Source organism: Streptomyces sp. NPDC051452 (genome assembly GCF_044454765.1).
In the GTDB taxonomy this organism is placed as follows: Bacteria; Actinomycetota; Actinomycetes; order Streptomycetales; family Streptomycetaceae; genus Streptomyces.
The window spans coordinates 782,437-807,856 of record NZ_JBITEB010000002.1 but is presented as its reverse complement, the minus strand read 5'-3'; the positions used below and the strand labels follow the sequence as shown (position 1 = coordinate 807,856).

At 71.7% G+C, this 25,420-nt stretch carries 23 protein-coding genes and 2 pseudogenes; 17 read left to right on the top strand and 8 right to left on the bottom strand.

The annotated features are described in order from the left end of the window. Positions 1 to 14 precede the first annotated feature (14 nt). The 4 genes from ACIBA9_RS08970 (at position 15) to ACIBA9_RS08955 (ending at position 3,139) form a co-directional block, all read left to right on the top strand. Entirely contained in the window at positions 15 to 935 is a 921-nt protein-coding gene (locus tag ACIBA9_RS08970) for an ABC transporter ATP-binding protein (RefSeq protein ID WP_399361072.1), read from the top strand. Continuing rightward, a complete protein-coding gene (locus tag ACIBA9_RS08965) occupies positions 932 to 1,756 on the top strand; it encodes an ABC transporter permease (RefSeq protein WP_399361070.1) in 825 nt (274 codons plus the stop codon). The genes ACIBA9_RS08970 and ACIBA9_RS08965 overlap by 4 nt, the downstream gene beginning before the upstream one ends. 296 nt (positions 1,757 to 2,052) lie before the next feature. After that, positions 2,053 to 2,349: a hypothetical protein gene (locus ACIBA9_RS08960; protein ID WP_399361068.1), complete on the top strand. Its 297-nt coding sequence runs from the start codon at positions 2,053 to 2,055 to the stop codon at positions 2,347 to 2,349. Positions 2,350 to 2,629: 280 nt separating this feature from the next. Beyond that, the gene (locus tag ACIBA9_RS08955; RefSeq protein ID WP_399361066.1) at positions 2,630 to 3,139 is read left to right on the top strand and encodes an SUKH-4 family immunity protein; all 510 of its coding nucleotides are present in this window, start codon (positions 2,630 to 2,632) and stop codon (positions 3,137 to 3,139) included. 108 nt (positions 3,140 to 3,247) lie between these two features. On the opposite strand, the pseudogene ACIBA9_RS08950 reads toward ACIBA9_RS08955, so the two are convergent. Together ACIBA9_RS08950 and ACIBA9_RS08945 are read right to left on the bottom strand one after the other, a co-directional pair. Then, a pseudogene (locus tag ACIBA9_RS08950) lies at positions 3,248 to 3,532 on the bottom strand (site-specific integrase); the annotation flags it as partial. Positions 3,533 to 3,910: 378 nt separating this feature from the next. Beyond that, positions 3,911 to 4,342 carry a hypothetical protein gene (locus ACIBA9_RS08945; protein WP_399361064.1) on the bottom strand — a complete coding sequence of 144 codons (432 nt, stop codon included), beginning with the start codon at positions 4,340 to 4,342 and terminating at the stop codon, positions 3,911 to 3,913. Positions 4,343 to 4,994: 652 nt separating this feature from the next. On the opposite strand from ACIBA9_RS08945, the gene ACIBA9_RS08940 reads away from it, so the two are divergent. Further along, positions 4,995 to 5,549, top strand: a complete 555-nt coding sequence (locus tag ACIBA9_RS08940) for a hypothetical protein (RefSeq protein ID WP_399361062.1) — start codon at positions 4,995 to 4,997, stop codon at positions 5,547 to 5,549. Between the two features lie 29 nt (positions 5,550 to 5,578). Here the strand turns inward: ACIBA9_RS08940 and ACIBA9_RS08935 are convergent, their stop codons facing one another. Continuing rightward, complete coding sequence (locus ACIBA9_RS08935) at positions 5,579 to 6,193, bottom strand: hypothetical protein (RefSeq protein ID WP_399361060.1); 615 nt, start codon at positions 6,191 to 6,193, stop codon at positions 5,579 to 5,581. Between the two features lie 170 nt (positions 6,194 to 6,363). On the opposite strand from ACIBA9_RS08935, the pseudogene ACIBA9_RS08930 reads away from it, so the two are divergent. Continuing rightward, positions 6,364 to 6,798, top strand: a pseudogene (locus ACIBA9_RS08930) (transglutaminase family protein); the annotation flags it as partial. A gap of 46 nt (positions 6,799 to 6,844) precedes the next feature. On the opposite strand, the gene ACIBA9_RS08925 reads toward ACIBA9_RS08930, so the two are convergent. Beyond that, a complete protein-coding gene (locus tag ACIBA9_RS08925) occupies positions 6,845 to 7,573 on the bottom strand; it encodes a lysophospholipid acyltransferase family protein (protein WP_399361058.1) in 729 nt (242 codons plus the stop codon). A gap of 237 nt (positions 7,574 to 7,810) precedes the next feature. Between ACIBA9_RS08925 and ACIBA9_RS08920 the strand changes: the two genes are divergently transcribed. From ACIBA9_RS08920 to ACIBA9_RS08900, 5 genes are all read left to right on the top strand, one after another. Next, positions 7,811 to 8,155: a thioredoxin family protein gene (locus tag ACIBA9_RS08920; RefSeq protein ID WP_362159482.1), complete on the top strand. Its 345-nt coding sequence runs from the start codon at positions 7,811 to 7,813 to the stop codon at positions 8,153 to 8,155. 244 nt (positions 8,156 to 8,399) lie between these two features. After that, positions 8,400 to 8,909, top strand: coding sequence for a flavin reductase family protein (locus ACIBA9_RS08915; RefSeq protein ID WP_362159479.1), 510 nt, complete (start codon positions 8,400 to 8,402; stop codon positions 8,907 to 8,909). Between the two features lie 217 nt (positions 8,910 to 9,126). Further along, positions 9,127 to 9,912, top strand: a complete 786-nt coding sequence (locus ACIBA9_RS08910; RefSeq protein WP_393898238.1) for an electron transfer flavoprotein subunit beta/FixA family protein — start codon at positions 9,127 to 9,129, stop codon at positions 9,910 to 9,912. A 53-nt stretch (positions 9,913 to 9,965) separates the two neighbouring features. Continuing rightward, on the top strand, positions 9,966 to 10,928 hold the full coding sequence (locus ACIBA9_RS08905) for an electron transfer flavoprotein subunit alpha/FixB family protein (protein ID WP_399361055.1): 963 nt from the start codon (positions 9,966 to 9,968) through the stop codon (positions 10,926 to 10,928). Positions 10,929 to 11,105: 177 nt separating this feature from the next. Next, positions 11,106 to 12,404: a DUF6986 family protein gene (locus ACIBA9_RS08900; protein ID WP_399361053.1), complete on the top strand. Its 1,299-nt coding sequence runs from the start codon at positions 11,106 to 11,108 to the stop codon at positions 12,402 to 12,404. Between the two features lie 881 nt (positions 12,405 to 13,285). Here the strand turns inward: ACIBA9_RS08900 and ACIBA9_RS08895 are convergent. Then, the gene (locus ACIBA9_RS08895; RefSeq protein ID WP_362159470.1) at positions 13,286 to 14,335 is read right to left on the bottom strand and encodes a LacI family DNA-binding transcriptional regulator; all 1,050 of its coding nucleotides are present in this window, start codon (positions 14,333 to 14,335) and stop codon (positions 13,286 to 13,288) included. A gap of 218 nt (positions 14,336 to 14,553) precedes the next feature. Between ACIBA9_RS08895 and ACIBA9_RS08890 the strand changes: the two genes are divergently transcribed. From ACIBA9_RS08890 to ACIBA9_RS08880, 3 genes are all read left to right on the top strand, one after another. Further along, positions 14,554 to 15,507 (top strand): ROK family protein, encoded by a 954-nt coding sequence (locus ACIBA9_RS08890; protein WP_399361051.1) that lies wholly within the window; start codon positions 14,554 to 14,556, stop codon positions 15,505 to 15,507. A 273-nt stretch (positions 15,508 to 15,780) separates the two neighbouring features. Then, a complete protein-coding gene (locus tag ACIBA9_RS08885; protein ID WP_399361049.1) occupies positions 15,781 to 15,981 on the top strand; it encodes a hypothetical protein in 201 nt (66 codons plus the stop codon). A 139-nt stretch (positions 15,982 to 16,120) separates the two neighbouring features. Beyond that, a complete protein-coding gene (locus ACIBA9_RS08880) occupies positions 16,121 to 17,164 on the top strand; it encodes an NUDIX domain-containing protein (protein ID WP_399361047.1) in 1,044 nt (347 codons plus the stop codon). An 824-nt stretch (positions 17,165 to 17,988) separates the two neighbouring features. Here the strand turns inward: ACIBA9_RS08880 and ACIBA9_RS08875 are convergent. Then, positions 17,989 to 18,693: an MBL fold metallo-hydrolase gene (locus ACIBA9_RS08875; protein WP_399361045.1), complete on the bottom strand. Its 705-nt coding sequence runs from the start codon at positions 18,691 to 18,693 to the stop codon at positions 17,989 to 17,991. 61 nt (positions 18,694 to 18,754) lie between these two features. Beyond that, positions 18,755 to 20,107 carry a dipeptidase gene (locus tag ACIBA9_RS08870; protein ID WP_399361043.1) on the bottom strand — a complete coding sequence of 451 codons (1,353 nt, stop codon included), beginning with the start codon at positions 20,105 to 20,107 and terminating at the stop codon, positions 18,755 to 18,757. A gap of 133 nt (positions 20,108 to 20,240) precedes the next feature. On the opposite strand from ACIBA9_RS08870, the gene ACIBA9_RS08865 reads away from it, so the two are divergent. From ACIBA9_RS08865 to ACIBA9_RS08855, 3 genes are all read left to right on the top strand, one after another. Further along, a complete protein-coding gene (locus ACIBA9_RS08865; protein ID WP_399361041.1) occupies positions 20,241 to 21,491 on the top strand; it encodes a geranylgeranyl reductase family protein in 1,251 nt (416 codons plus the stop codon). A gap of 407 nt (positions 21,492 to 21,898) precedes the next feature. Next, positions 21,899 to 23,119 carry a sensor histidine kinase gene (locus ACIBA9_RS08860; protein WP_399361039.1) on the top strand — a complete coding sequence of 407 codons (1,221 nt, stop codon included), beginning with the start codon at positions 21,899 to 21,901 and terminating at the stop codon, positions 23,117 to 23,119. After that, positions 23,116 to 23,781 (top strand): response regulator, encoded by a 666-nt coding sequence (locus tag ACIBA9_RS08855; protein WP_393898248.1) that lies wholly within the window; start codon positions 23,116 to 23,118, stop codon positions 23,779 to 23,781. Before ACIBA9_RS08860 ends, ACIBA9_RS08855 begins: the two co-directional genes overlap by 4 nt. Positions 23,782 to 23,866: 85 nt before the next feature. Here the strand turns inward: ACIBA9_RS08855 and ACIBA9_RS08850 are convergent, their stop codons facing one another. Beyond that, positions 23,867 to 25,372, bottom strand: coding sequence for an MFS transporter (locus ACIBA9_RS08850; RefSeq protein ID WP_399361037.1), 1,506 nt, complete (start codon positions 25,370 to 25,372; stop codon positions 23,867 to 23,869). Positions 25,373 to 25,420 lie beyond the last annotated feature (48 nt).

Genomic DNA, 25,420 nt, shown 5'->3' with positions numbered 1-25,420 from the left:
GCAGTGTGGGTGCCGTGATCGAAGTCAGCGAACTCACCAAGCGCTACGGCAGCAAGACGGCCGTCGACCATCTGTCCTTCACCGTGCGGCCGGGCCAGGTCACGGGATTCCTCGGCCCCAACGGAGCCGGCAAGTCCACCACCCTGCGGATGATCCTGGGCCTGGACGCGCCCACCACCGGCTCCGCCACCGTCAGCGGAGTCCCGTTCCACCGCCACCCGCGCGGACTGCGGCACGTCGGTGCCCTCCTCGACGCGGGACAGGTTCACGGAGGACGTAGCGCTGCGGCCCACCTGTCCGCTCTGGCCCGCAGCAACAGCATTCCGCGGCGCCGGGTGGGCGAGGTGCTTCACGAGGTGGGGCTGACCGAGGTGGCAGACCGCCGCATCGGCGGATTCTCCCTCGGTATGAAGCAGCGCCTCGGCATCGCCACCGCCTTGCTCGGCGACCCGCCCGTGCTCATGTTCGACGAGCCGGTCAACGGCATGGACCCGGAGGGCGTCCTCTGGGTACGCAGGCTCTTCCGGCGCCTGGCCGCCGAGGGGCGCACGGTCTTCCTCTCCAGCCACCTGATGTCGGAGATGGAGAACACCGCCGACCAGCTGGTCGTCATCGGCCGGGGCCGCCTCATCGCCGCCGAGTCGGTACGGGACTTCGCGGCCCGCAGCACCCGTAGCAGCGTTGTGGTGGGGACACCGCAGGCCGCCGAGCTGGCAGCCGTGCTGACCGCGACAGGCGCCTCGGTCGAGCCGGAGGGCTCGACCGGCGTAGAGAAACTCGCCGTGACCGGGCTCCCGGCCGACCGGATCGGGGCGCTCGCCTTCGACAACGGTATCCAGCTGAACGAGCTGACCACCCGCACCGCCTCACTGGAGGCGGCCTTCATGGAACTCACCGCCGACAGCACCGAATACCAGGCAGGACAGCCCCGATGACCACGCTCACCTCCGCCCCCCGGACCACCCCCGTCACCGCGCCGCCCGCCCGCTTCCGTGACCTGCTCGCCGCCGAGTGGATCAAGACACGGTCCCTGCGGTCCACACCGTGGACGATCGCACTCACCCTCCTGTTCGTCATCGGGTCCACCGCCGTGGCCACGCTGGCGGACAAAGCCGCGCCCTCCGGCCCCGCTGACTTCCGGCCCTACGACGCCTATCCGCCGGCCGGCTACTGGACGCTGATCCTCGTCGCCAGCAGTATGGGCGCCCTCACCGTCGTGAGCGAATACAGCAGCGGGCTGATCCGCACCACCACCGTGGCCGTCCCGCCCCGCGGCTCGATCGTGCTGGCCAAGGCAGCCGTCACCGCCGCACTGTGGACCGCGGTCGGCACGACCGCCTCCTCCGGTTCCTTCCTGATCTCCCAGGCCATCCTGAACGGGCACCATGCCGACCTTCCGATCACCCACCCCGGGGTGCTCCGGGCGCTGGTGGCCTCCGCGCTGCTGGTTCCGGTCTGCGCCCTGGTCGGGCTGGGTCTCGGTGTTCTGCTCCGGCATACCGCCGGGACCATGGTCACCAGCATCTTCACCCTGGTGATGCTGCCTCCCATGTTCTCGGAGAGCAGCCGCTGGTCGGCGGACATCAAACACGTGCTGGTGTCGGCCGCCTGGAACCGCCTGATCCAAACCTGGGGGCCGGGGCCCGGATCCCTGGGCTACACCGCCACAGTCTCTGGCTCCTGGCTCGTGTACACGCTCTGGCCGCTGATCACGGTCACACTCGCCGTTCTCGTCGTGAGGCGCCGCGACGTGTGAGTGTGCCCCCAGGAGCAAGGTCCCGGTAGCTCGTGACAGCCTTGACGAGGGTCTCTTCTCAAAAGTCCTCTCGAGAACAGTGTGTTGTGCGACGGGGTTCTGAGAGATTCCGGTCATGAACGTGACGCCCGATCAGGCTGCATTGGCGGTAGGAAGTTACGACTGTCCGAACTGTGGGACCGCCACGTGCCATCGGGCAGTGCCAGCAGGCCGACATCGACGCTTGGCACACCGAGAGCCTGGCCACCCGCCGTCCGTCCCAGTCATTCCTGCGGTGGTGCATGAGGACCGGCCGGATGCCCCGCCTCATGCTGCCGCCCGCCGTCATCACCCAGGACCCGGAACCGGTGCATCAGCACCGCCGGCTCGCGATGCTCCGCCGGATCCTCAACGACGACTCCCTGCCCCTGCGGGCCCGGGTCGCCGCGGCGCTCGTTCTCCTCTACGCGCAACCCGTCAGCCGCATCGTCCGCCTCACCATCGACGACATCACCGACGACGAGACCACCGTCACCGTCCAGTTGGGAGACCCGCCGTCCCCGCTGCCGGAGCCCGTCGCCGACCTGATGCGGGCCTACATCCGGTCCCGCTAGCACCTGCCCTACGCCAGCAGCAGAAGCTCACAATGGCTCTTCCCCGGCCGCCAGGCCGGACAGCCCATGAATCCGGTCAGCCTCTAGGTCCATCTGCGCGAGATCGGCGTCCCGCCGCAGCGCGGCAGGGTCTCCGCAATCCGACACATCGTCCTCCAAGCCCCGTCATCTCGAAGGCACTCGGCTATCACGACAAGACCACTACCCGCCTGGTCACCGAAGCCGGCGGAACCTGGAGCCGGTACGCCCCCGGCGACCACTGAGGAGTGTGTCGTCCCCGATGGGGCCACGTGTCACAAGGGCAGACTCGGCAGTCGTGTCGGGCTGGCAAATCCCCGAGGATCAGAAGGCACTACTGGTTGATGTCGGGATCCCCGTCGTCGAAGAGTTGATCGAGTACGTATCGTTCCAGGTGGAGGCGGCTCCAGCACTCCAGACATCAGATGGTAGGTCGCTCTACCGCCTCACCCAGAATCACCATGGCGACCTCGTGCCCGGCATGGAATGGTCATTCGGCGTCGAACCCGGGACAGGCACGGTCCACTACGTCCTTCCCCAAGGCGAGGCATGGTTCGCCAACTCCTCCATCGACCTGTGGCTGCGGACCCTGCACCACTACGGCCTGCACGTCAGCGAGTCCGAGATCCTCAGCGATCCGGATGACCGCGAGGACGAAGCCCTGGCCGAGCTCAGCACGCTCGCTGACGAACTCAAGAAGATCGATCCACCTGCCTTCGACGGCTACGACGGGTTCATCTGGGCCGAGTTCCTCGACCGCTGGCTCTGGTAGTTGCCCGCGGCCACCACGATCCCCAAGCGATCACTCACCGTGTCCGGCGCGTCGAGCGGCTCGCGAATACGCGACACCGCAACATGCGAGCCCACCAGTCTCAGACCCGTACCCGCGCTCGGAGCACCAGCTGGTGCAGGACAACACGGCGCCGCGGCGGGCGTTCCAGGTGTTCACCGCCGACCGGCCCCACAGCAGCTCCAACGCCTCGCCGATCTCGACGTCCTCCACCGAGGCGAGCGGCCGGCCCTCGCCCAGGCACTCGACGGTCTTCCCGACGGCGATGCCGTAGTTCCGGACGGTGTTCGGGTTGCCGAGCGAGTCGAGGAACAGGTCGGCCGCTGTCCGGACGGTGACCGCCTTCCCAGTCGGCAGCTGGACGAGCATGGGCACCGATCTCCCCTTGCCGCAGATAACAGGGCCGCTTCATGCGGCGGCCCGAGAGCGTCACCGCAGGTGACGGATCAAGCTACCGCAGATACTGGGGGTGTTATCTGTGGGACGACTTCAGAACGATCCAGATGCCGACGACCCATCGGCCGCTCACCAGAGTCGACGAGCGTTAGGCACGATCTGACGCCGATGTTCCTCAGACCCCGTTATCTCAGCACCAATCGCGTCTCCATGGAGCCCCGAGGCCGAACTCCCTGGCCATGGGGACAAGGACTCAGCAGGGCTCAGGGGAACTCGCTGGATGTAGCCCACATGGGGTAGTCGTGCGGAACACCCCGCAAGGGGCTTCTGGTCTGCTGCACAGTCCAGCCCGGCCGCTCACGCTCCCCAGCCGGGCTTCCTGCTGTCCATCTCCCGCTCGTGTTCCCCCTCCAGCGCATTCAACGCACCGGCAATGCGGGTAGGGATCGTGACCAAGTTGGTCCCCTTGCGGTAGATGACCGACTCCCTGTTGTACGTGGGACTGAATAGCTTGATCGCGTAGAGGTCCTCATCGGCATTCACGCACTCCACCGACCGGACGATCCCATCGTCGAATACCGGGTTACCATTTCCCGTGTAACTTACGACCCTTACCTCCCGATCCGGGTGAGGCTGGAGCTCACTGACAGTCGTCTCGAGCCCTTCGGGCAGGGGCCCGAATAGCGAATCACTTAGCCCATCACTCGCCCAAGTAGGCTGCCAGCCAGCGCCGGCAGGCCAGCCACTGTCATCGGGTTCGCTGCTCTCAATTGACCTGTCTTCGGGCATGCTGAGTCCTTCTGTTGCAGTTCACCCTCAAAGCGGCCCCTGCGGTCGGCGCCGCGCAGTGGCACGCGCCCTTCCGATCACCCAGTGAGCTGCTTCCATTACGAAGAGTCGCGCAGTGTCCTGTCAACGCGGGTTAGCCCAAGCGGGCGACGACACCAGTGCCGTCTCCAGGCGCCGACCAGCTCAGGCGCGGTCTACTACATAAAGGGCGCGACGCGGCCAGGGCTTCTCCCTGCGCGTCACAGCCGCGCCAGCGATCCACCGCCTCCAGGCCCGCTGTCAACCGCTCGACGGTGGCCAAGGCCCCCCTGCCGTCCCGGCCCAGTGCAAGGGCCGCCGCGAGTACGGGAACCGGATCGGCACACTCGTGGCGCCTGGACCATGATCGGTCTCACCGATAACCGCTGTACCGATGGTCCTACCGACGCCAATTGCATCGGATGCGAATAGGCGACACCCATCCTGGAAGTTGGCCTGGGATCGTCTGGAAGCGGTCCCACCAGGGACGCTGACCTCGGAACCACGGTAGCGGCTTCCTCGGTGGACATCTGTGGGTCTCACTCCATCGAGCGATTGAGCTGCGAAGACACCCCCGGGTCGCATCTGATGCGAAATTCTCGCGTCAGATGCGATGGACGGAGAGTGATGGCGGATGGGTGGGGACGGTCTCGTTCCAGGGTCTGCTCGGCTGCACCTGATCGACGGGCTGCCGTTGCTGCGGCCGGACGAGCAGGTCTTCGAGGCGATGATCAAGGGCTGGCGCAACCAGCAGCTCGCCCGGAATCTTTCACCGGGGTACGTCAGTGACCAGGAACGCACGGTCGGGCGTTCACCCGGCATGCCGATGCGATGCCGTGGCAGTGGACGCCGCAGCACGTCGATGAGTGGTCGGCCGATCTGCGGGCCGTGCACGGCTGCGTCCGCTCCACCCTGCGCAACTACCAGGGTTCAGTACGGCAGTTTTGCGATCTTCCTGACCAACCCGGCCTACGGCTGGGTAGACGAGTGCCTGCGGCACTTCGGTACCCACCCAGTCCAGGTGGTCTTCGACTGGAACGCTGCGACGCACGCCGACGAAGCCGAGGGCGAGCCGGAACGACGGGCCTTTACCCGGCCCGAGCTGCAAGCGTTCTTCGACCACGCCGGCGAGGAAGTGCTGCGTGTTCGCGGCAAGTGGCGGAACCTGGAGCCGATATGCCCCGGGTGACCACAGTCAGTGATCGCTAAAGGCATGGGTCACACCATGTTGGACCAGGGACTATCCGTTGGCGCGGTACCTCTCGGAGGGCATGGATTGGTGTGGTACTCCTCGGAGGGCAACGAGTCCCATTCAGTATTCGCGCCATCGCGCGGCACCATGAACAGCGGACGCGAGCGGACGGCCTCCCCGACCTGTTGCGCGCGCATGACGATCCCGGGATCATCCGGTGCTGCATAGCCCTCGGGCATGATGCGAAACTGCACGTCCATCGCCTCGGCATAGGCGATTGCGTCGATCTCCAGCTCCGCCATGTCCCTCCCGACCAGCGGGAGACCGTCGTACGCGACCTGAGGACCCCGCGCGGCGTCGACAGCGATGCAAAACAGCCCCACAGCCTGGCTCACATAGGCCGTGACGGCAGGCGGAGAAGGAGCGGCCTCGCGACGGTGGACTTCGACCTTCCAAGTCGGCGAGAAGATCGCGTGGTCCCGTGCACAATCGCTGACCTTCGTCTGGCCGAGTACCGCAGCCGCCTCGACCAGTTCGTCGAGGGGCATACCGAACCGGAGCGGTCCGACGCCGACAGCCGGCGAATACGACCACTCATCCCGTTCGGCGACCCCGAAATCGGCTTCGGTCTCGAACGCCACAGTCGCTCCTCTAGACACACCTGAGAACTTGCCGCGCCCATCATGCCAATCGCCGACCAGCAGGCTGCCGGGTGCCGCCGAGCTCGCACACATCACTCAGCGCGATTCCCAGCTGGGCTCGGCCGCGAATACGCGACACCTGAACATGCGAGCTCACCAGTCCCAAGGCCGTCACCTGGCGCGCCTCGGACGTGCTGACCCTGCGCACCGGCATCTGCTACGCCAAGTCCCATGCACTGACGGCCCTGTTGCGCGCCGAGGACATCCCGACCGCCCTGTGCTACCAGCGCCTCTCCCACGACGAGGGCGGCCACGCGGTGCACGGGCTGGTCGCCGTACGCTTCGACGGCGCCTGGCACCGGCAGGACCCCCGCGGCAACAAGCCGGGCGTGGACGCCCGGTTCGCCCTGGACGGCGAGCGGCTGGCCTGGATCCCCGATCCGGACACCGGAGAGCTGGACTACCCGGTCCTGTACGCCTAACCGCACCCGGCGGTCCTCGGCGCGCTGAAGGCGGCACCCGACCGTGCCCGTCTGTGCCGGACGCTCCCCGACGCCCTCGCAATCGACCCGGCCGGCAGCCGGGAGCGCACGCCGCCGCTGTGACCGCGCGTCTCGTCGGCGGCCCGAATGCGGCGCCGGTGACAGAGGGTCAGTGCGCCTCGGCCGCGCGCGCCTGCTCCGCCGTGGGCGCCGAACCACCGAGGTGCGCGGGCAGCCACCAGGTGTCCTCCGGTCCGCGGGGGCGGCCCGGGTAGGCGCGCTGCGCGGCCTCCAGCAGCTCCTGGACACGCTCGCGCAGCCGCCGGGTGATGGCACCGGCGTACTGGTCCCGAGGCGCCTCGACGGGCTCGCCGACGCGGATGGTGATGGGCAGGTGGTCACGCTTGAAGTTGCGGGGCTGCCCCTTGGTCCACAGCCGCTGGGTGCCCCACACCGCCATCGGGATCAGCGGCACGCCGGCCTCCTGGGCCATGCGGGCCGCACCCGACTTGAAGCTCTTGAGCGTGAACGACTGGGAGATCGTGGCCTCCGGGAAGACCCCGATGATCTCGCCCGAGCGCAGCGAGTCCAGCGCGTGGGAGTAGGCCGTCTCGCCGTTCTTGCGGTCCACCGGGATGTGCTTCATCCCGCGCATCAGCGGTCCGGAGACCTTGTGGCGGAAGACGGACTCCTTCGCCATGAAGCGCACCAGCCGCTTCTGCGGCAGGGCGGCCAGCCCGTCGAAGATGAAGTCCAGATAACTGATGTGGTTGCTCACCAGTACGGCGCCGCCCGAGCGCGGGATGTTCTCCGTCCCCTGGCAGTCGATCTTCAGATCCCAGACCTTGAACAGCGTCTTCGCGAAACCGATGACGGGACGGTAGACCAGCTCTGCCATGGGCGGGGTGGACCCTTTCTGCTCTGCTCGGGAAAGGGAGGGCTCCCGGCGGACAAGTTACGCAGCCGTAAGTTTACGGCGTCTCGCAGATCGTGCCCGAAGAACGGACGGCTAGCCAGTCCTGGTGCCCCGCGGCGGCGAGATCCTCGTCACGTCGCCTTACGTCCGCCCAGGTTGTGTCAAGCGACGGGAATCAGCAGGGTGGGACGGACGCTTGAACAGAGGAGGACAGGACCGATGAGAGGGAGGACGCCGGTGCGCGGGCGGGACGACGGCGAGCGCCTGGGGACGGCCGAACTGGGCGGCGAGGGCGGCGAGCGGGCCACCCTCGTCCAGTTCTCCAGCGCGTTCTGCGCACCCTGCCGGGCCACCCGGCGCGTCCTCGGGGAGATCGCCGCCATGGTCCCCGGGGTGGCGCACGTCGAGATCGACGCCGAGGCCCGGCTGGACCTCGTGCGCCGGCTGCGGATCCTCAAGACGCCCACGGTTTTGGTCCTGGACGCCGAGGGCCGGGTGGTGCGGCGCGCCACCGGACAGCCCCGGAAGGCCGACGTCATCGCCGCGCTCGGGGAGGCGGTATGAGAGGGACACGGAACACCGACCGTCAGCCCCGGCCCGGCCGGGGGCACTTGACTGTGCGCACCGCCTATCGTCAGCCTGACCGTATGCCGATCGAACTCCTTCTTCACGGGCGGGTCCACGTCGACCTCGCCCGCAACGCGAGCGCGCGCTGTCCGGGCCGTTGAGCACCGACGACCCCGCTCCCCGTCTCGGCCTCGCCCGGACGGGGAGAACTCGACGCGCCCTCCGACCGAAGGACCCTTCCATGACGGCCACGCCCGGCCTCGGCGCTCCCCGGCTCGCCACCCCCGACCTGCTGCGCTCGACCTTCCGCCGGCACGCCGCCGGTGTCGCGGTGATCACCGCGCATGGTGACCGCGGCCCGGTCGGATTCACCGCGACCTCCCTCACCTCCGTCTCCGCCGAGCCCCCGCTGATCTCCTTCGGCATCGGTACCGGCGCCTCCAGCTGGCCGGCGATCGCCGACACGGACCACATCGGCGTCCACATACTCGGCGAGCACCAGGGCGAGCTGGCCGCCACCTTCGCCCGCAGCGGAGCCGACCGCTTCGGCGCGCCCACCGCCTGGCGTACGGGTCCGCACGGCGTACCGGTACTCGACGACGTGCTCGCCTGGCTGGTGTGCCGGATCGTCGGGCGGGTGCCGGCCGGGGACCACCGGATCGTGCTCGCCGAAGTCGTGCTCGGCGACCCCTCGGGCTCCGGCCGCCCGCTCCTCTACCACCAGGGCCGCTTCAACCGCCTGCGGGATTGATCACGCCCGCCGCGCCTGCGAAGCCGTCGGATTCCGGTTACGCTGCGTTGCGAAGGTCACAGTTCAAAGCGCTTGCTTAGCGGGCAGGAACTGGGTGTACTGGCGAGTAATATTTCGGTCGGAGCGCGCGGACGCCCCGATCGGGATCGGCCGCTTCAGGCGCCTATGCTGCCTGCAAGAGGCAGCCCGGAAATGACGATGCAGTAGGAGAGCCGGCGTGAGCTTGAGGATCGTTGTCACTGTGAAGTACGTGCCCGACGCCACCGGCGACCGGCACTTCGCCGATGACCTGACCGTCGACCGCGACGACGTCGACGGTCTGCTCTCCGAGCTGGACGAGTACGCGGTCGAGCAGGCGCTGCAGATCGCCGAGGACGCGGACGACGCCGAGGTCACCGTTTTGACCATCGGCCCCGAGGACGCCAAGGACGCGCTGCGCAAGGCGCTGTCCATGGGTGCCGACAAGGCCATCCACGTCGAGGACGACGACCTGCACGGCACCGACGCCATCGGCACCTCCCTGGTGCTGGCCAAGGCCATCGAGAAGGCCGGCTTCGACCTGGTCGTCTCCGGCATGGCCTCCACCGACGGCACCATGGGCGTCGTCCCGGCGCTGGTCGCCGAGCGCCTGGGCGTCCCGCAGGTCACCCTGCTCTCCGAGGTCTCCGTCGAGGACGGCACGGTCAAGGGCCGCCGCGACGGCGACGCCGCCTCGGAGCAGCTCGAGGCGCAGCTCCCGGCCCTCGTCTCCGTGACGGACCAGTCGGGCGAGGCCCGCTACCCGTCCTTCAAGGGCATCATGGCGGCCAAGAAGAAGCCGGTGGAGTCCTGGGACCTGTCCGACCTGGACATCGAGGCCGAGGAGGTCGGCCTCGACGGCGCGTACACCAAGGTCGAGGCCGCGAACCAGCGTCCGGCCCGCACGGCCGGCACCATCGTCAAGGACGAGGGCGAGGGCGGCAAGCAGCTCGCTGAGTTCCTCGCGGGCCAGAAGTTCATCTAAGGGCCCGCGCCCGCCGACCGCCCCTCAACTTCGTTACGCAGGAGAGCAATCCCATGGCTGAAGTCCTCGTCTACGTCGACCACGTGGACGGCGCCGTCCGCAAGCCCACCCTGGAGCTGCTGACCCTGGCCCGCCGCATCGGCGAGCCGGTCGCCGTCGCGCTCGGCAACGGCGCCGCCGATACCGCCGCCACGCTCGCCGAGCACGGCGCGGTGAAGGTCCTCACCCACGACGCGTCCGAGTACGCCGACTACCTGGTCGTGCCCAAGGTGGACGCGCTGCAGGCCGCCTACGAGGCCGTCTCCCCGGCCGCCGTGCTGGTCCCGTCCTCCGCCGAGGGCAAGGAGATCGCCGCCCGCCTGGCGCTGCGCATCGGCTCCGGCATCATCACCGACGCCGTCGACATCGAGGCCGGCGACGAGGGCCCGGTGGCCACCCAGTCGGTGTTCGCCGCGTCCTTCACCACCAAGTCCCGGGTCGTCAAGGGCACCCCGGTCATCACGGTCAAGCCGAACTCGGCCGCCGTCGAGGCCGCCCCGGCTGCCGGCGCGGTCGAGGCCCTGTCGGTGTCCTTCTCCGAGAAGGCGACCGGCACCAAGGTCACCGGCCGTACGCCCCGTGAGTCCACGGGCCGCCCGGAGCTGACCGAGGCCGCGATCGTGGTCTCCGGTGGCCGCGGCGTCAACGGCGCCGAGAACTTCTCGATCATCGAGGCGCTCGCCGACTCCCTCGGCGCGGCCGTCGGTGCCTCGCGCGCCGCGGTGGACGCCGGCTGGTACCCGCACACCAACCAGGTGGGCCAGACCGGCAAGTCGGTCTCGCCGCAGCTCTACATCGCCAACGGCATCTCCGGCGCCATCCAGCACCGGGCCGGCATGCAGACCTCCAAGACGATCGTGGCCGTCAACAAGGACGCCGAGGCCCCGATCTTCGAGCTGGTCGACTTCGGTGTGGTCGGCGACCTCTTCGACGTCGTCCCGCAGCTGACCGAGGAGGTCAAGACCCGCAAGGGCTGACCCTCCCCGCTCGCTACGGCCCGCAACGGCGTACGAGGCCCCTGTGACCCGCGCGGTCACGGGGGCCTCGGTGCATTCTGGTGGCGGTCCGGGGGGTGTTGACCAGCGGGAACCACGCCGGATAACTTCATTCTACGGATTGTTGATTCCGTACAGCGGAAAATTGGAGGGTGTGGGATGGGTCAGCAGGACAAGGTGGCGACGAGCCTCGCGGGCGCCGTCAGCGAGGAGATCAGCGCCTCCCTGGCACCGGTCGACGCGGAGCTGGAGCGCCGCTATCCCGGGGACCCCGGTACCCGGCAGCCCGTCCACACCGTCTACGTCCCCGGTGACGCCTTCGCCGCCGACACCCTCCGCTCCTGGGGTGACCGGGCCCTGGCCGCCCTCGACGAACACGCCCCGGACGCGGCCTCCTTCGCGGCCGTCCTCGGCCTCTCGGACGACCTCGCCGAGCCCGTCTACTCCCGCGTCCGCGCCAAACTGGAGCGCGAGCCGGTGGAGGACCTGCGCGTCGACTTCGAGGACGGTTACGGCCCCCGCCCCGACGCCGAGGAGGACGAGACCGCGGCGCGCGCGGCCCGCCTGATCGCCGAGGCTTACCAAAACGGCACGGCGGCGCCGTACATGGGTATCCGCATGAAGTGTATGGAGGCCCCCGTACGGGACCGGGGCATCCGCACCCTCGACGTCTTCCTCACCGGGCTGATGGAGGCCGGTGGACTGCCCGAGGGCCTGGTCCTCACCTTGCCCAAGGTCACCTACCCCGAGCAGGTCGGCGCCTTCGTGCGCCTGCTGGAGGCCTTCGAGAAGGCGCACGGCCTGGACGCCGGCCGCCTCGGCTTCGAGATCCAGATCGAGACCAGCCAGTCCATCCTCGCCACCGACGGCACCGCCGCGGTCGCCCGGATGATCCAGGCCGCCGAGGGCCGCGCCACCGGACTGCACTACGGCACCTTCGACTACAGCGCCTGCCTCGGCGTCTCCGCCGCCTACCAGGCCAGCGACCATCCGGCCGCCGACCACGCCAAAGTGGTCATGCAGGTCGCGGCGGCGGGCACCGGCGTACGCGTCTCGGACGGCTCGACGAACGTCCTCCCGGTCGGCCCGACCGAGAAGGTCCACGACGCCTGGCGCCTGCACTACGGCCTCACCCGACGTGCCCTCGCCCGCGCCTACTACCAGGGCTGGGACATGCACCCGGGCCACATCCCCACCCGGTACGCGGCCGTCTTCGCCTTCTACCGCGAGGGCTTCGAGCAGGCCGCGGGCCGTCTCGCCCGCTACGCCAACCACGCCGGCGGCGACGTCATGGACGAGCCCGCCACCGCCAAGGCCCTCGGCGGCTATCTGCTGCGCGGCCTGGACTGCGGCGCCCTCGACATCGCCGAGGTCGCCCGCCTCACCGGCCTGACCCGCGCCGACCTCGAAGGCTTCGCGGCCCCTCGCCGCGGCGACCTGACGGCGTCGGCGAAGTAACGGCCGAAGCCACCACCCCGCGGCGCGGGCGCGCGGCATTCGCATGCCCGGTAGCCGGGGCGACCGTACGCCCCGCCCCGCCCCGCCGCAACGCCCGACCGGCGACGGCCGGTTCCGCATAGGCGGAGAGCCCGGGGCGGCCGGTGGACGGTCCCACACGGCCGACTGCGGCTCGGTCACCCGGCCGCCGGGCCGTCGCTCCGGCAGCGGCGGCCGGTTCCCAACATCGGGGCGGGGGGTGCCGGGGCAGGCGGGAGAGGCCGCCGCGAAGTTGGCCGTGTCGACGGGACAGCTCGGCCGTTCGGTCCGGGCCGGTGCTCGTCCGGCGGCCGTTCCCGCTTCGCGGCGGGGAGCCGGGGTGCCGGGGTGCCGGGTGTCGGGGCGGGGGACTGTCCCGAGAGGCCGCGTCCCCCGGGGTCGGCAGGGGCAGCTCGCCCGAGCTGACGCGTCGGCGGGACGGCTCGGCTGTCACTCCGTGCCGGCGCGTGTCCGTCGCTCCGGCGGCGGCCGGTTCCCGCATCGGGGCGGGGGCCGGGGCGGGCGGTGGACGGTTCCACGTGGCCGGTGGCGGCTCGGTTACCCGGCCGCCGCGCAGTGGGTCGCGTCGGTGGGACGGCTGGCCGTTCGGGCCGTGCCGGTGCGTGTCCGTCGCTCCGGCGGCTGCCGGGGCAGGCGGGAGAGGGTCCCGTATGGCGGCAGCGGCTCGGTCACCTGACCGCCGCGAAGTTGGCCGTGTCGACGGGACGGCTTGGCCGTTCGGTCCGGGCCGGTGCGCGTCCGGCGGCCGGTTCCCGTTTTCGCGACGGGGCGCCGGGGGTTGGGGCGGGCGGGGGACTGTTCCGCGAGGCCGCGTCCCCCCCGGGCCGGAAGGCCGGTCGGGATCAGTCCGTCGGGGGCAGCTCGCCCGAGCCGCGGGTGATCAGCCGGGTCGGCAGCTCGATGCGCTCCGGGGCGACCAGGGTGCCATCGAGCTGCCGGAAGAGGCGCTCGGCGGCGGTCCGGCCGAGGGCGGCCGCGTTCTGCGCGACGACCGTGACGCCCGGCTGGAGCAGATCGGCCAGCTCGATGTCGTCGAAGCCGACGAGCGCGACGCGGCGGGACTGCTCGGCGAGGACCCGGATCACGGTGACCGTCACCCGGTTGTTGCCGGTGAAGACGGCCGTGACGGGGTCGGGCCCGGCGAGCATCTCCTGGGCTGCCCGGCGGACCCGTTCGGGGTTCGTCGCCCCTAGGGACATCCAGCGCGCCTCGACCGGTATCCCCGCGTCCTCCATCGCCGTCCGGTAGCCCCGCAGTCGCTCGGCCGCGGTGTGGATGCGAGGCATGTCGCCGATGAACCCGATCCGCCGGTGGCCGTGCGCGATCAGGTGGGCGACACCGTCACGGGCACCGCCGTAGTTGTCGGACAGCACCACGTCTGCGTCGATCCGGCCGGCCGGCCGGTCCACGAACACCGTTGCCACGCCCGCCCGTATCTCCGGCTCCAGATAGCGGTGGTCGTCCCCGGCCGGAATCACCACCAGGCCGTCCACGCGCCGCGCGCACAAGGCCAGCGCCAACTCCTGCTCACGCTCCGGGTCCTCGGCGCTGGAGCCGTTGATCAGCAGGGCGCCATGGGCGCGGGCCACCTCCTCCACCGCCCGGCTGAGCGGGCCGTAGAAAGGGTCCGCGAGGTCCTCCAGGACCAGGCCGATGCTCGCCGTGCGCCCCTTGCGCAGCACCCGCGCACTGTCGTTGCGGCGGAAGCCGAGGGCGTCGATCGCCTCCTGGACGCGGCGCTCGGTGTCCGGGGTGACGCCGGGCTCGCCGTTGACCACGCGGGACACCGTCTTCAGACCGACTCCGGCGCGTGCGGCCACGTCCTTCATCGTGGGACGGTTGCCGTAGCGGGTCCCGGCGTGGTGGTCTGCGCGGCGGGTGGTCTCGGGCACGATGCGCTGTCCTGTCCTGCCGTCCGTGATCCCCCACGGGGGGGTGTGGTTCGGCGATCCATGGGCTTGTATGAGGATGTGGCGTCGAGCATAGAGCCTGGACAACGTTGTCAGATGCGCGAGAGACTGTCCACCGCTGTCTCCGGCCTGCGTCCCCACCGCTTGACCGGCTCGCGGCTGTTCGGTTATCGAGCTTTCAACGGGGAGAACTGACCTTGATGCACACCGACCTCGTGGCGGCCCTGGACATCGGCGGCACCAAGATCGCCGGCGCGCTGGTGGACGACGACGGACGGATCCTGGCGCGCGCGCAGCGTGCCACGCCCGCCCTGCAGGATGGCGAAACGGTCATGCGGGCGGTCGAGGAGGTGCTCGGCGATCTCGTCGGGTCGCCCCTGTGGGGACGCGCCGGTTCGATCGGTATCGGCAGCGCGGGCCCGGTGGATGCCACAGCTGGCACCGTCAGCCCGGTGAACGTGCCCGGCTGGCGCGACTTCCCGCTGGTCGAGCGGGTGCGCGCGGCCGCCGGAGGGCTCCCGGTCGAGCTGATCGGCGACGGGGTCGCGATCACGGCGGCCGAACACTGGCAGGGCGCCGCCCGCGGCCACGACAACGCGCTGTGCATGGTGGTGTCGACCGGCGTCGGCGGTGGCCTCGTGCTGAACGGGCAACTGCATCCCGGCCCGACCGGCAACGCCGGTCACATCGGCCACATCAGTGTCGACCTCGACGGCGACCCCTGTCCGTGCGGCGCACGCGGCTGTGTGGAGCGCATCGCCAGCGGACCGAACATCGCCCGGCGCGCGTTGGCGGAGGGCTGGCGGCCGGGCCCCGGCGCGGACACCTCGGCCGCCGCCGTGGCCGCCGCCGCCCGTGCGGGCGACCCGGTCGCCGTGGCCTCCTTCCAGCGGGCCGCGCAGGCACTTGCCGCCGGCATCGCGGCCACCGCCACCCTGGTCGAGATCGACATCGCGGTGATCGGCGGGGGCGTCGGCAAGGCGGGCGATATCCTCCTCACGCCCCTGCGCAAGGCGCTCACCGACTACGCGACCCTGTCCTTCGTGCGGCGGCTGACGGTCGTGCCCGCGCAGATGGGCACCGACGCGGGCCTGGTCGGAGCCGCCGCGGCCGCCCTGGCCCGCAGGCCGGACGCGACCACCGCGAGCGTCTGAGCGCGCCCTCGTCGAACCGCGCGTCCGACCGCGCGGGCCGAGGACTCCGGAGGGCGTCCGCCCGGCCCGCACGGCGGTCCGGGCCGGAGGGCCCGCGTCCCCGACCTCACCGGAACTGCCGCACGACCTCGCTACGGCGCCCGGCCGGGGACCGGTCGGGTGCCCGGCGTGGCGGGGACGGACGGGCCCCTCGCGTCGCGGGGCGGTCGGTCCGACGGGCGGAACGCGGGGTGATCCGCGTGACCCCCGCCGGGTTCCGCAGTTGATCCGGGCATGAAGAAGCGCAGCATGCTCGCCATCGCCAGCCTCGCCACGGGATTCGTCGTGGCCGCCGTCTCCCCTTCCCACGCCGCCGACAAGGGGCCCCTCGACAGCCTGAACGTCTCGGACACGCTCGACACCCTGCACAGCGCCGGCCACCTCGTCAGCCACGACAGCTTCTCCATCGACGACACCGGCCTCGGGCAGGAGTAGAGCCCTCGGTGTACGGCGTGTGTGCCGGTGCCCCGACGCCGGGGCACCGGCACGCGCGCGGGCGCCCTCACCGGGGCGGGGTTTCCGTGGCAGGGTGGAGCGGGCAAGCCACAGGGGGCCAACACAAGAGGGGGAGTCCGTGACCGTCGTCTGGATCAACGGCGCGTTCGGTGCGGGGAAGACCACCACCGCACGGGAGCTGATCGAACTGATCCCGAACAGCACGCTGTTCGACCCCGAGGTCGTCGGCGCGGCGCTCACCCGGCTGCTGCCCGCCAAGCGCCTGGCCGAGGTCGGCGACGTCCAGGATCTGCCCATCTGGCGCCGGCTCGTGGTCGACACCGCGGCTGGGATGCTCGCCGAGCTGGGCGGCACGCTGGTCGTGCCCATGACCCTGCTCCGCCAGGAGTACCGCGACGAGATCTTCGGCGGTCTCGCCGCCCGCAGGATCCCCGTGCACCATCTGTTGCTCGCCCCGGCGGAAACGATCCTGCGCGAGCGCGCGGCCGGGCGGGAGGCCCCGCCGGTCCCGCCGGACGGCGAGATACCGGTAGGGCAGTGGTCGTACGACCACCTCGAGCCCTACCGCGCCGCCCTCGCCTCCTGGCTCGCCGCCGACGCCCACCTCGTGGACCCCGGCGCCCTCACTCCGTACGAGACGGCCGTGCGTCTCGCCGAGGCCGTCCGCAGCGGTGCCGTACCCGTCTGCGACATAGTGCAGACCCCCGAGCCGACCGCCGAGACACTCGCCGCCGGGGTGCTGCTCTTCGACGAGCTGGACCGGGTACTGCTCGTCGACCCCACCTACAAGCCCGGCTGGGAGTTCCCCGGCGGGGTGGTGGAGCGCGGCGAGGCCCCGGCCCGGGCCGGTATGCGCGAGGTCGCCGAGGAGACCGGGATACAGCTGCGCGAAGTGCCACGGCTGCTCGTCGTGGACTGGGAGCGGCCCGCGCCCCCCGGATTCGGCGGACTGCGGCTGCTCTTCGACGGCGGACGGCTGGCCTCCGGCGAGGCCTCCCGGGTGCTGCTGCCGGGACCGGAGCTGCGGGCCTGGCGCTTCGCCACCGAGCAGGAGGCCGCCGAGATGCTCCCGCCCGTCCGCTACGAGCGGCTCCGCTGGGCACTGCGCGCCCGCGAGCGGGGTGCCGCGCTCTACCTGGAGGCGGGCGTACCGCTCGGCTGAGCCGGCGCCGGGGCGGCCTCGGGGTTGCCGGGGGCCCTCTCGGGAGGCGGGGGCCGCCGGAGGATCGCCGGGCGGTGGGGACGTCTCCTGAGAACGGTCGGAAATCGGTCGGGCGACGGTCGGAGCCGGTGGGGAGACACCGGGAAGGCGGCAACAGGACGGCCGCGCGACGAGGCGGAGAAGGTGGGGAGGCCGTCGGAGGACAGCGGGGAGACGCGACGGCCGCGAGACCGCCGGGGCAGCGTCCCCTGTCCTGCCTCGGGGGCCGACGGCGGCCCCAGCGGAGGACGGTGGCGGACGGCGCCCCCGACCACTGCATGGCCGCGCGCCGAGCGGGTCACCTTCCCGTCTGGTTTCGGTCGGTGGGGGAGTTGGGGACGGCGGAGGGGCGTGGCGGCGCTCGCGACCGCTGGATCGCCGCGCGCCGAGCGGGTCATCTTCCCGTCCGGTTTCGGCCGGTGGGGGAGTTGGGGACGGCGGAGGGACGTGGCGGCGCCCCCGACTACTGGATCGCCGCGCGCCGAGCGGGTCACCTTCCCGTCCGGTTTCGGTCGGGGGGGAGTCGGGGACAGCGCAGGGACGTGGCGGCGCCCCCGACTACTGGATCGCCGCGCGCCGAGCGGGTCATCTTCCCGTCTGGTTTCGGTCGGTGGGGGAGTTGGGGACGGCGGAGGGGCGTGGGGGCGCCCCCACTATGGGGCCGCGGTGTCCGGAGTAGGCCGCTTCCGCGTCCGGTGTCCGGTTGCGCCCGGGGGCGGGCGGCCCGGGGCGCCGAAGGGCGGTGGGGAGGTGGCCGGATGACGGCCGGGGCAGGCCCAGGTGTGTCAGGGGCCCGCCGCGGCCCTGCGGAGGGCCGCGGTGGCGCCGCCGATCACCGGGTCGCCGTGCCCGAAGCAGGCCACCTCCGCGTCCAGGGCCGCCAGACGGGCGACGGAGTCGAGCAGCCGGGGCCGGTCGAGGTTGAACACGCCCGGCATCACCGTCCCGTCGACCGGCGAGGCCGCCACCGTGTCCCCGGTGAACAGGACGCCCTCGGCGGGCAGGAACAGCGCGATGCTGCCGTCCGTGTGTCCGGGGACGTGGAGCACCCGGGCGCCGCCGCCGAAGTCCAGCACATCGCCGTCCGACACGCAGGTGACCGCGTCCGGGGGCACAGGCGCGGTCTTCGGCAGTCGCTCGGCCGCAGCGGCGTGGATCGGCAGCTCCCAGTCCTCCAAGCGCGGCGGCGGGCCGGGGAGTTCGCCCCGGACGAACGGGGCGTCCAACGGGTGCGCCAGGACCGTCGCGCCGCTCAGCGCGGCGAACTCGCCCGCCGCGCCCACGTGGTCCTCGTGGAAGTGGGTCAGCACGATCCGCCGTACGTCGCCGGGCACGCCGCCCAGCGCGGTGACCGCCGCCGCGATCGCCGGGGCGGAACCGGCGGTTCCCGCGTCGATCAGAGTCAACTCGTCGTCGTCGCGCCAGAGATAGGCCTGACCGACGGGGAAGCGCAGCAGACGCAGGCGCGGAAGCAGCTCGATGACGTCCATGGGACGACCGTAGGCAGGGCCCCCGCCCGGAAGCGAGGGTCCTCTGCCGACGGCAGACCCGTCAGCCCGCGTAGTTGCGCAGGAACAGCGCCTCGGCGACCGAGAGGCGCTCCAGCTCCTGCGGGGACACGCTCTCGTTGACCGCGTGGATCTGCGCCTCCGGCTCGCTCAGGCCGATGAGCAGGATCTCCGCCTCCGGGTACAGACCGGCGAGCGTGTTGCACAGCGGGATCGAGCCGCCCTGACCGGCGTACTGCATCGTCTCGCCCGGGTAGGCCACCGCCATCGCGTCGGCCATCGCCTGGTAGGCGGGGCTGGAGGTGTCGGCACGGAACGCCTGGCCCTGGCCGATCTGCTCCATGGTGAGCCGGGCGCCCCACGGGGTGTGCGCCTCCAGGTGGGCCTGGAGCAGCTTGGTGGCCTGAGCCGCGTCGACGCCCGGCGGCACCCGCAGGCTGATCAGGGCGCGGGCACCGGCCTGCACGGAGGGGGTGGCGCCGACGACCGGCGGGCAGTCGATGCCGATGACCGTGACGGCCGGCCGGGCCCAGATCCGGTCGGCGACCGAGCCCTCACCGATCAGCTCGACACCGTCCAGCACCTTGGCGTCGGTACGGAACTGCTCCTCGGCGTACTCCAGGCCGTCCCACGTCGCCGTGGCGTCCAATCCGTCGACCGTGGTCGAGCCGTCCTCGGCGCGCAGCGAGTCGAGGACGCGGATCAGCGCGGCGAGCGCGTCCGGAGCGGCACCGCCGAACTGGCCCGAGTGCAGGTTGCCGGCCAGGGTGTCGACCCGCACCCGGACCAGGGTCATGCCGCGCAGGGTGGTGGTGACCGTCGGCAGCCCGACGCGGAAGTTGCCCGCGTCGCCGATGACGATCGTGTCCGCCGCCAGCAGCTCCGGGTGCTCCTCGGCGTAACGCTCCAGGCCGCCGGTGCCCTGCTCCTCGGAGCCCTCGACGATCACCTTCACGTGCACCGGGACCCCGCCGTTCGCCTTGAGGGCGCGCAGCGCGAGCAGGTGCATGATCAGACCGCCCTTGCAGTCGGCGGTACCGCGGCCGTACCAGCGGCCGTCGCGCTCGGTCAGCTCGAACGGCGGGGTGGCCCAGCCGTTCTCGTCCAGGGGCGGCTGCACATCGTAGTGCGCGTAGAGCAGAACCGTCTTCGCGCCCTCGGGGCCGGGCAGGTGGCCGTAGACCGAGCGGGTGCCGTCCGGCGTGTCCAGCAGGGCCACGTCGACGAAGCCCTCGGCGCGCAGCGCGTCCGCTATCCAGTGCGCGGCGCCGTCGCTCTCGCTCTTCGGGAACTGCGCGAAGTCCGCCACCGAATTGAAGGCGACCAGCTCGGTCAGCTCCGCCTTGGCCCGGGGCATGAGCGAGGCGACGGTCTCGGCGACCGGATTCGACGACATGGGCACGCTCCTCGTGGGTGCGACGTTGAACAGGGGTGAGTACCCCTGATACTCCCACAGTGGCCTGCGACGACGGCCGCCGTAGGATGCGGGGGACACTACGGCAGCGGCTTGATCGGAGCAGTAGACCATCGTGAGCGGCGAGAACTCTTCGGCGGACGACGTGCAGCAGGTGTGGGACGTCGTCGTGGTGGGCGCGGGACCCGCGGGGGCCTCGGCGGCCTACGCGGCGGCGGTCGCGGGGCGGCGCGTGCTGCTGCTGGAGAAGGCCGAGCTGCCCCGCTACAAAACCTGCGGCGGCGGCATCATCGGACCCTCGCGTGACTCGCTGCCACCCGGCTTCGAGCTGCCGTTCCGGGACCGGGTGCACGCCATAACCTTCTCCAACAACGGACGCTTCACCCGCACCCGCCGCTCCCGGCAGATGCTGTTCGGTCTGATCAACCGGCCCGAGTTCGACCAGCAGCTGGTCGAGCACGCCCAGAAGGCCGGCGCCGAGCTGCGTACGGGCGTCACCGTCCAGCGGGTCGAGCAGCACGGCTCGGCCGTGCCGGACCGGCGGACGGTCGCGCTCGTCCTGCAGGGTGGGGAGACGGTGATGGCCCGCGCGGTCGTCGGCGCCGACGGCAGCGCCAGCCGCATAGGAGCCCACGTCGGTGTGAAGCTGGACCAGGTGGACCTCGGCCTGGAGGCGGAGATCCCGGTGCCGGAACCGGTCGCCGAGGACTGGCAGGGCCGGGTACTCATCGACTGGGGCCCCATTCCGGGCAGTTACGGCTGGGTGTTCCCCAAGGGCGACACCCTGACGGTCGGTGTGATCTCAGCGCGCGGCGAAGGCGCCGCCACCAAGCGCTACTTGGAGGACTTCATCGCCCGTCTGGGCCTGGCCGGCTTCGAACCGGCCATCTCCTCGGGCCACTTGACCCGCTGCCGCGCCGACGACTCGCCGCTCTCCCGCGGCCGGGTGCTGGTCTGCGGTGACGCGGCCGGCCTGCTGGAGCCGTGGACCCGGGAGGGCATCTCCTTCGCGCTGCGCTCGGGCCGGCTGGCGGGGGAGTGGGCGGTGCGCATCGCCGAGGCGCACGACGCGGTCGACACCCGGCGCCAGGCGCTGAACTACGCGTTCGCGATCAAGGCGGGCCTCGGTGTCGAGATGAGCGTCGGCAAGCGGATGCTGGGCCTGTTCGAGAAGCGCCCCGGGCTCTTCCACGCGGCCCTCACCGGGTTCCGCCCGGCGTGGAAGGCGTTCAAGGACATCACCCAGGGCTCGACCTCACTGGGCCAGCTCGTCCGCGCCCACCCGCTCGCCCAGCGCGCCCTGTCCGCGCTGGACCGGGAGCAGACCGGGCCGACGGCGGCGCAGGAGGAGCCCGCCGAGTCGTGACGCCCCGCGTCCCCGGGTGGGTCCGGGCGAGGAGCTGCTCGGCGCCGGGCACGCGTGGGTGGCGTCCGCAATGAGGGTGGGGCACGTCCGACGGGGAGCGGCCCGGGCGTCGGGACCTGGTACCCCGTGAGGGCAGGGCCGTCGAGGAGGCCGCTCCCGGAGGGACCGGTGGCCCGGCACGGCGCGGCGCTCGTCGGGGGCCGTCACCCGCGCACCCGGCACGCTCTCCACGGCATGGAGCGCCGGGCTCTCCTCGGTACGGAGCGCGCCGGACGGCCGTGGCCCTCGTCAGGCCGCCGTACGAGCCGGGCCTCGGACGGACCCGGTCCGTGTACTCCCCGGGGAGTACCGGTGATCCCCCCGCCCGGCTGACGCCCTCGCGCCCGACGGCGTCTAGCGTGGCGTGCATGGAAGCGGAGCACGGGGGCGGCCCCCCACACAGGTGGCGACACGGACCCCCGTGGTGGCACCCCGTGGACGGGCCCGAGGCGCCGCGGAGCGCCCGCCTGCCCTGGCGCTCCACCCTGCTCCTCACCGCTGTCGTGCTGGTCGGCACCGCCTTCGCCGCACACGGCCAGCAGCGTGTGCAGCTCGACGGCTACGGGCGCGCGCTGCTGCTGCTCGCCTCCGTCCCACTGCTGTGGCGGCAGCGGCATCCGGTGGCCGTGGTCCTCGGCACGGCGGCGACGGTCCTCCTCTACCTCGTCCTGGGCTACCCCTACGGCCCGGTGCTCCTCACGGTCGCGGTCGCCTGTTTCAGTGCGATCGTCGCCGGCCACCGGCAGGCCGCCTGGGTGGCCCTCGGCCTGCTCTGGGCGGGTCACGCCGTCGTCGCCCTCTGGCTCTACCGGCTGCTCCCGCCCGCCGGCGACGCGGGCGCGGGGCTCACCCAGGAGATCGTCATCGGCACCTGGGTGTCGGCCGTCGTCGCCGTGTCCGAGCTGGCCCGGGTGCGACGTGAGCAGTGGGCCCGGGAGCGCGCGGACCGTGCCCTGGCGGCCGAACGGCGCGCCGACGAGGAACGGATGCGGATCGCCCGCGAACTGCACGACGTCCTCGCGCACAGCATCTCCGTCATCAACGTTCAGGCGGGGGCCGGTCTCGCCCTCCTCGACAGCGACCCCGAGCAGGCCAGGGCCGCGCTCACCACCATCAAGGCGGCGAGCAAGGAGGCGCTCGGAGAGGTCCGCCAGGTCCTGGCCGCCCTGCGCGCGCCCGGTGCCGCGCCGCGCGCCCCCGCGCCCGGCCTGGACCGGCTCCCCGAGCTGGCGGAACAGGCGGCGGCCGCCGGCCTCTCCGTGGAGGTCGAGGGCACACCGCCGCGGCTGCCGCCCGCCGCGGACCTGGCGGCCTTCCGGATCGTGCAGGAGGCCCTGACCAACGTCGTACGGCACTCCGGATCGCGGCACGCCCGCGTGCGCCTGGCCCACGAGGGCGGTGTCCTGCGGCTGCGCGTCGACGACGACGGACCCGCGACCGGCGCCGAAGCCGGGGGCAGCGGGAACGGTCTGGCCGGCATGCGGGAGCGCGCGGCGGCTCTGGGGGGCACCATCGAGGCGGGCCCGCGCCCGGGCGGTGGTTTCCGGGTACTCGCCGTACTGCCGACGCACCTCGAGGAGGACCGGTGATCCGGGTACTGCTCGCCGACGATCAGTCGCTGGTGCGCGCCGGTTTCCGGGCGCTGCTCGACGCCCAGCCGGACATCGAGGTGGTAGGCGAGGCGGCCGACGGCGAGGAGGCGCTGCGGCTGGGGCGCGAACTCGGCCCGGACGTCGTGCTCATGGACATCCGCATGCCCCTGCTGGACGGTCTCGCCGCCACCCGGCGCCTCCTGGGCGAGGCGGAACCGAACGATGTGCGGGTGATCATGCTGACCACCTTCGAGCTCGACGAGTACGTCTTCGAGGCGATCCGCGCGGGTGCCTCCGGATTCCTGGTGAAGGACACGGAGCCGGACGAACTCCTGCGCGCGGTGCGGGCGGTGGTCGCCGGCGACGCGCTGCTGTCACCGGGCGTCACGCGGCGGCTGATCGCCGAGTTCGCCGCCCGCTCCAAGGAACCGGCGGCCGCCGACGCGCTCGTCCGCCTCACCGAGCGGGAGCGCGAGGTGATGGCGCTGGTCGGTATCGGCCTGTCCAACGAGGAGATCGCCCGCCGTCTGGTGGTCAGCCCGCTCACGGCCAAGACCCATGTGAGCCGCACGATGGTGAAGCTGGGCGCCCGGGACCGAGCCCAACTCGTCGTCCTCGCCTACGAGTCCGGGCTGGTACGGCCGGGCTGGCTGGGCTGAGACGGCACGGCGGCGCCGCTACGGCGACCGCGCCCGGCGGGGCGAGTGGACCCCCGCCGGGCGCGGTAGCGCACGCAGACGCCCCTCAGTCCCGGACCGCCACGCGCCCCACTTCCACCGCTCCGGCGTCCTCGACGGCAGCCACGGAGCGGGCCACCACCCGCGAGGTCCGGTCGCGGCGGCCGCGCAGACCGGTGAGCGAGATGAGCAGACCGGCCACCGCGACACCGGTGACGACGACGAACCCGGGCCGGTAGCTGTCGAGGACGGACTGCGGGGTGGAGTGCGCGGGGGCGCCCGCGGTGACCACCGCGGTGACCACCGCCAGGAAGATCGCCCCTCCCACCTGGATCGAGGTGTTGAGCAGCCCGGAGACCATGCCCTGCTCGTGGTCCTCGACCCCGTTGGTGGCCTGGATGTTGAGCGCGGGGAAGACCAGGGCGCAGGCCGCGCCGATCAGCAGCATGGACGGCAGGACGACGGCCGCGTACACCGGGTCGAGGTCGACGCGCAGGAACAGCGCGTAGCCGAGGACCATGAAGGCGAAGCCGGCCGTGATCAGGCGGGGGGTGCCGAACCGGTCGACGATCGCGCCGACCTTCGTGGAGGACACCGCCACCAGCGCGCCGGCCGGCAGGAAGGCCAGTGCCGTGTGCAGCGCCGACCAGCCGAGCAGGGACTGCATGTAGAGGGTGGTCAGGAACTGGAAGCCGACGTAGGAGCCGAAGAAGGCGACCGCGCCGAGCTGGGCACGCACCTGGGTGCCCGCACGCAGCACGCCCAGCCGGACCAGCGGGCTCGGTGAACGCCGCTCGACCCGCACGAAGGCGGTCAGCAGCGCGGCGACGGCCAGGAACGACAACAGGGTGCGGGCGGAGGCCCAGCCGGTCGCGGGCGCCTGGACGACGGTGAAGACCAGCAGCAGCATCGAAGCGGTACCGAGAACGGCGCCCGGGATGTCGTAGCCGCCGTGGTTCCTCTCCCGGTCGCTGCGGGGCAGCAGTCTCAGGCCGGCGACCAGCGCCACCAGGGCGATCGGCCCGGGCAGCAGCATGGTCAGGCGCCAACTCGCCTCGGTGAGCAGGCCGGAGAGCACCAGGCCCATGGAGAAGCCGGTGGCGGCACAGGTGGTGTAGATGGACAGCGCGCGGTTGCGCAGCGGGCCTTCCGGGAACGTCGTGGTGATGATCGACAGACCGGCCGGTGCGGTGAAGGCCGCGCTCAGGCCCTTGATGAAACGGCTGGCGATCAGCAGCGATCCGGAGTCCACCAGCCCGCCGAGCAGGGAGGCCAGCGCGAAGACGCCGAGCGCCACCAGGAACACCTGGCGCCGGCCGAGCAGATCGGCCGTGCGGCCGCCGAGGAGCAGGAGGCCGCCGTATCCCAGGATGTAGCCGCTGACGACCCATTGCAGTGTCGAGGTGGACAAGTGCAGGTCGGAGCCGATGGACGGCAGCGCGACGCCGACCATGGACACATCGAGCGCGTCCAGGAACATCGCGGCGCACAGCACCAGCAAGGTGCCCCACAGTCGGGGAGTCCAGCGGACCGCCGGGGACGGGGCCGTGGGGATGGTGAGCGGAGAGGTCATGCCGCAGAGACTACATGCACATGCATTGAATGCAAACGCAATTAATTA

Coding starts and splice junctions, on each gene's coding strand:
- ACIBA9_RS08965 (WP_399361070.1), top strand. CDS start 932: ATGACCACGCTCACCTCCGCCCCCCGGACCACCCCCGTCACCGCGCCG.
- ACIBA9_RS08960 (WP_399361068.1), top strand. CDS start 2,053: ATGCCCCGCCTCATGCTGCCGCCCGCCGTCATCACCCAGGACCCGGAA.
- ACIBA9_RS08955 (WP_399361066.1), top strand. CDS start 2,630: ATGGGGCCACGTGTCACAAGGGCAGACTCGGCAGTCGTGTCGGGCTGG.
- ACIBA9_RS08945 (WP_399361064.1), bottom strand. CDS start 4,342: ATGCCCGAAGACAGGTCAATTGAGAGCAGCGAACCCGATGACAGTGGC.
- ACIBA9_RS08940 (WP_399361062.1), top strand. CDS start 4,995: ATGGGTGGGGACGGTCTCGTTCCAGGGTCTGCTCGGCTGCACCTGATC.
- ACIBA9_RS08925 (WP_399361058.1), bottom strand. CDS start 7,573: ATGGCAGAGCTGGTCTACCGTCCCGTCATCGGTTTCGCGAAGACGCTG.
- ACIBA9_RS08920 (WP_362159482.1), top strand. CDS start 7,811: ATGAGAGGGAGGACGCCGGTGCGCGGGCGGGACGACGGCGAGCGCCTG.
- ACIBA9_RS08915 (WP_362159479.1), top strand. CDS start 8,400: ATGACGGCCACGCCCGGCCTCGGCGCTCCCCGGCTCGCCACCCCCGAC.
- ACIBA9_RS08905 (WP_399361055.1), top strand. CDS start 9,966: ATGGCTGAAGTCCTCGTCTACGTCGACCACGTGGACGGCGCCGTCCGC.
- ACIBA9_RS08900 (WP_399361053.1), top strand. CDS start 11,106: ATGGGTCAGCAGGACAAGGTGGCGACGAGCCTCGCGGGCGCCGTCAGC.
- ACIBA9_RS08890 (WP_399361051.1), top strand. CDS start 14,554: ATGCACACCGACCTCGTGGCGGCCCTGGACATCGGCGGCACCAAGATC.
- ACIBA9_RS08885 (WP_399361049.1), top strand. CDS start 15,781: ATGAAGAAGCGCAGCATGCTCGCCATCGCCAGCCTCGCCACGGGATTC.
- ACIBA9_RS08875 (WP_399361045.1), bottom strand. CDS start 18,693: ATGGACGTCATCGAGCTGCTTCCGCGCCTGCGTCTGCTGCGCTTCCCC.
- ACIBA9_RS08870 (WP_399361043.1), bottom strand. CDS start 20,107: ATGTCGTCGAATCCGGTCGCCGAGACCGTCGCCTCGCTCATGCCCCGG.
- ACIBA9_RS08860 (WP_399361039.1), top strand. CDS start 21,899: ATGGAAGCGGAGCACGGGGGCGGCCCCCCACACAGGTGGCGACACGGA.
- ACIBA9_RS08850 (WP_399361037.1), bottom strand. CDS start 25,372: ATGACCTCTCCGCTCACCATCCCCACGGCCCCGTCCCCGGCGGTCCGC.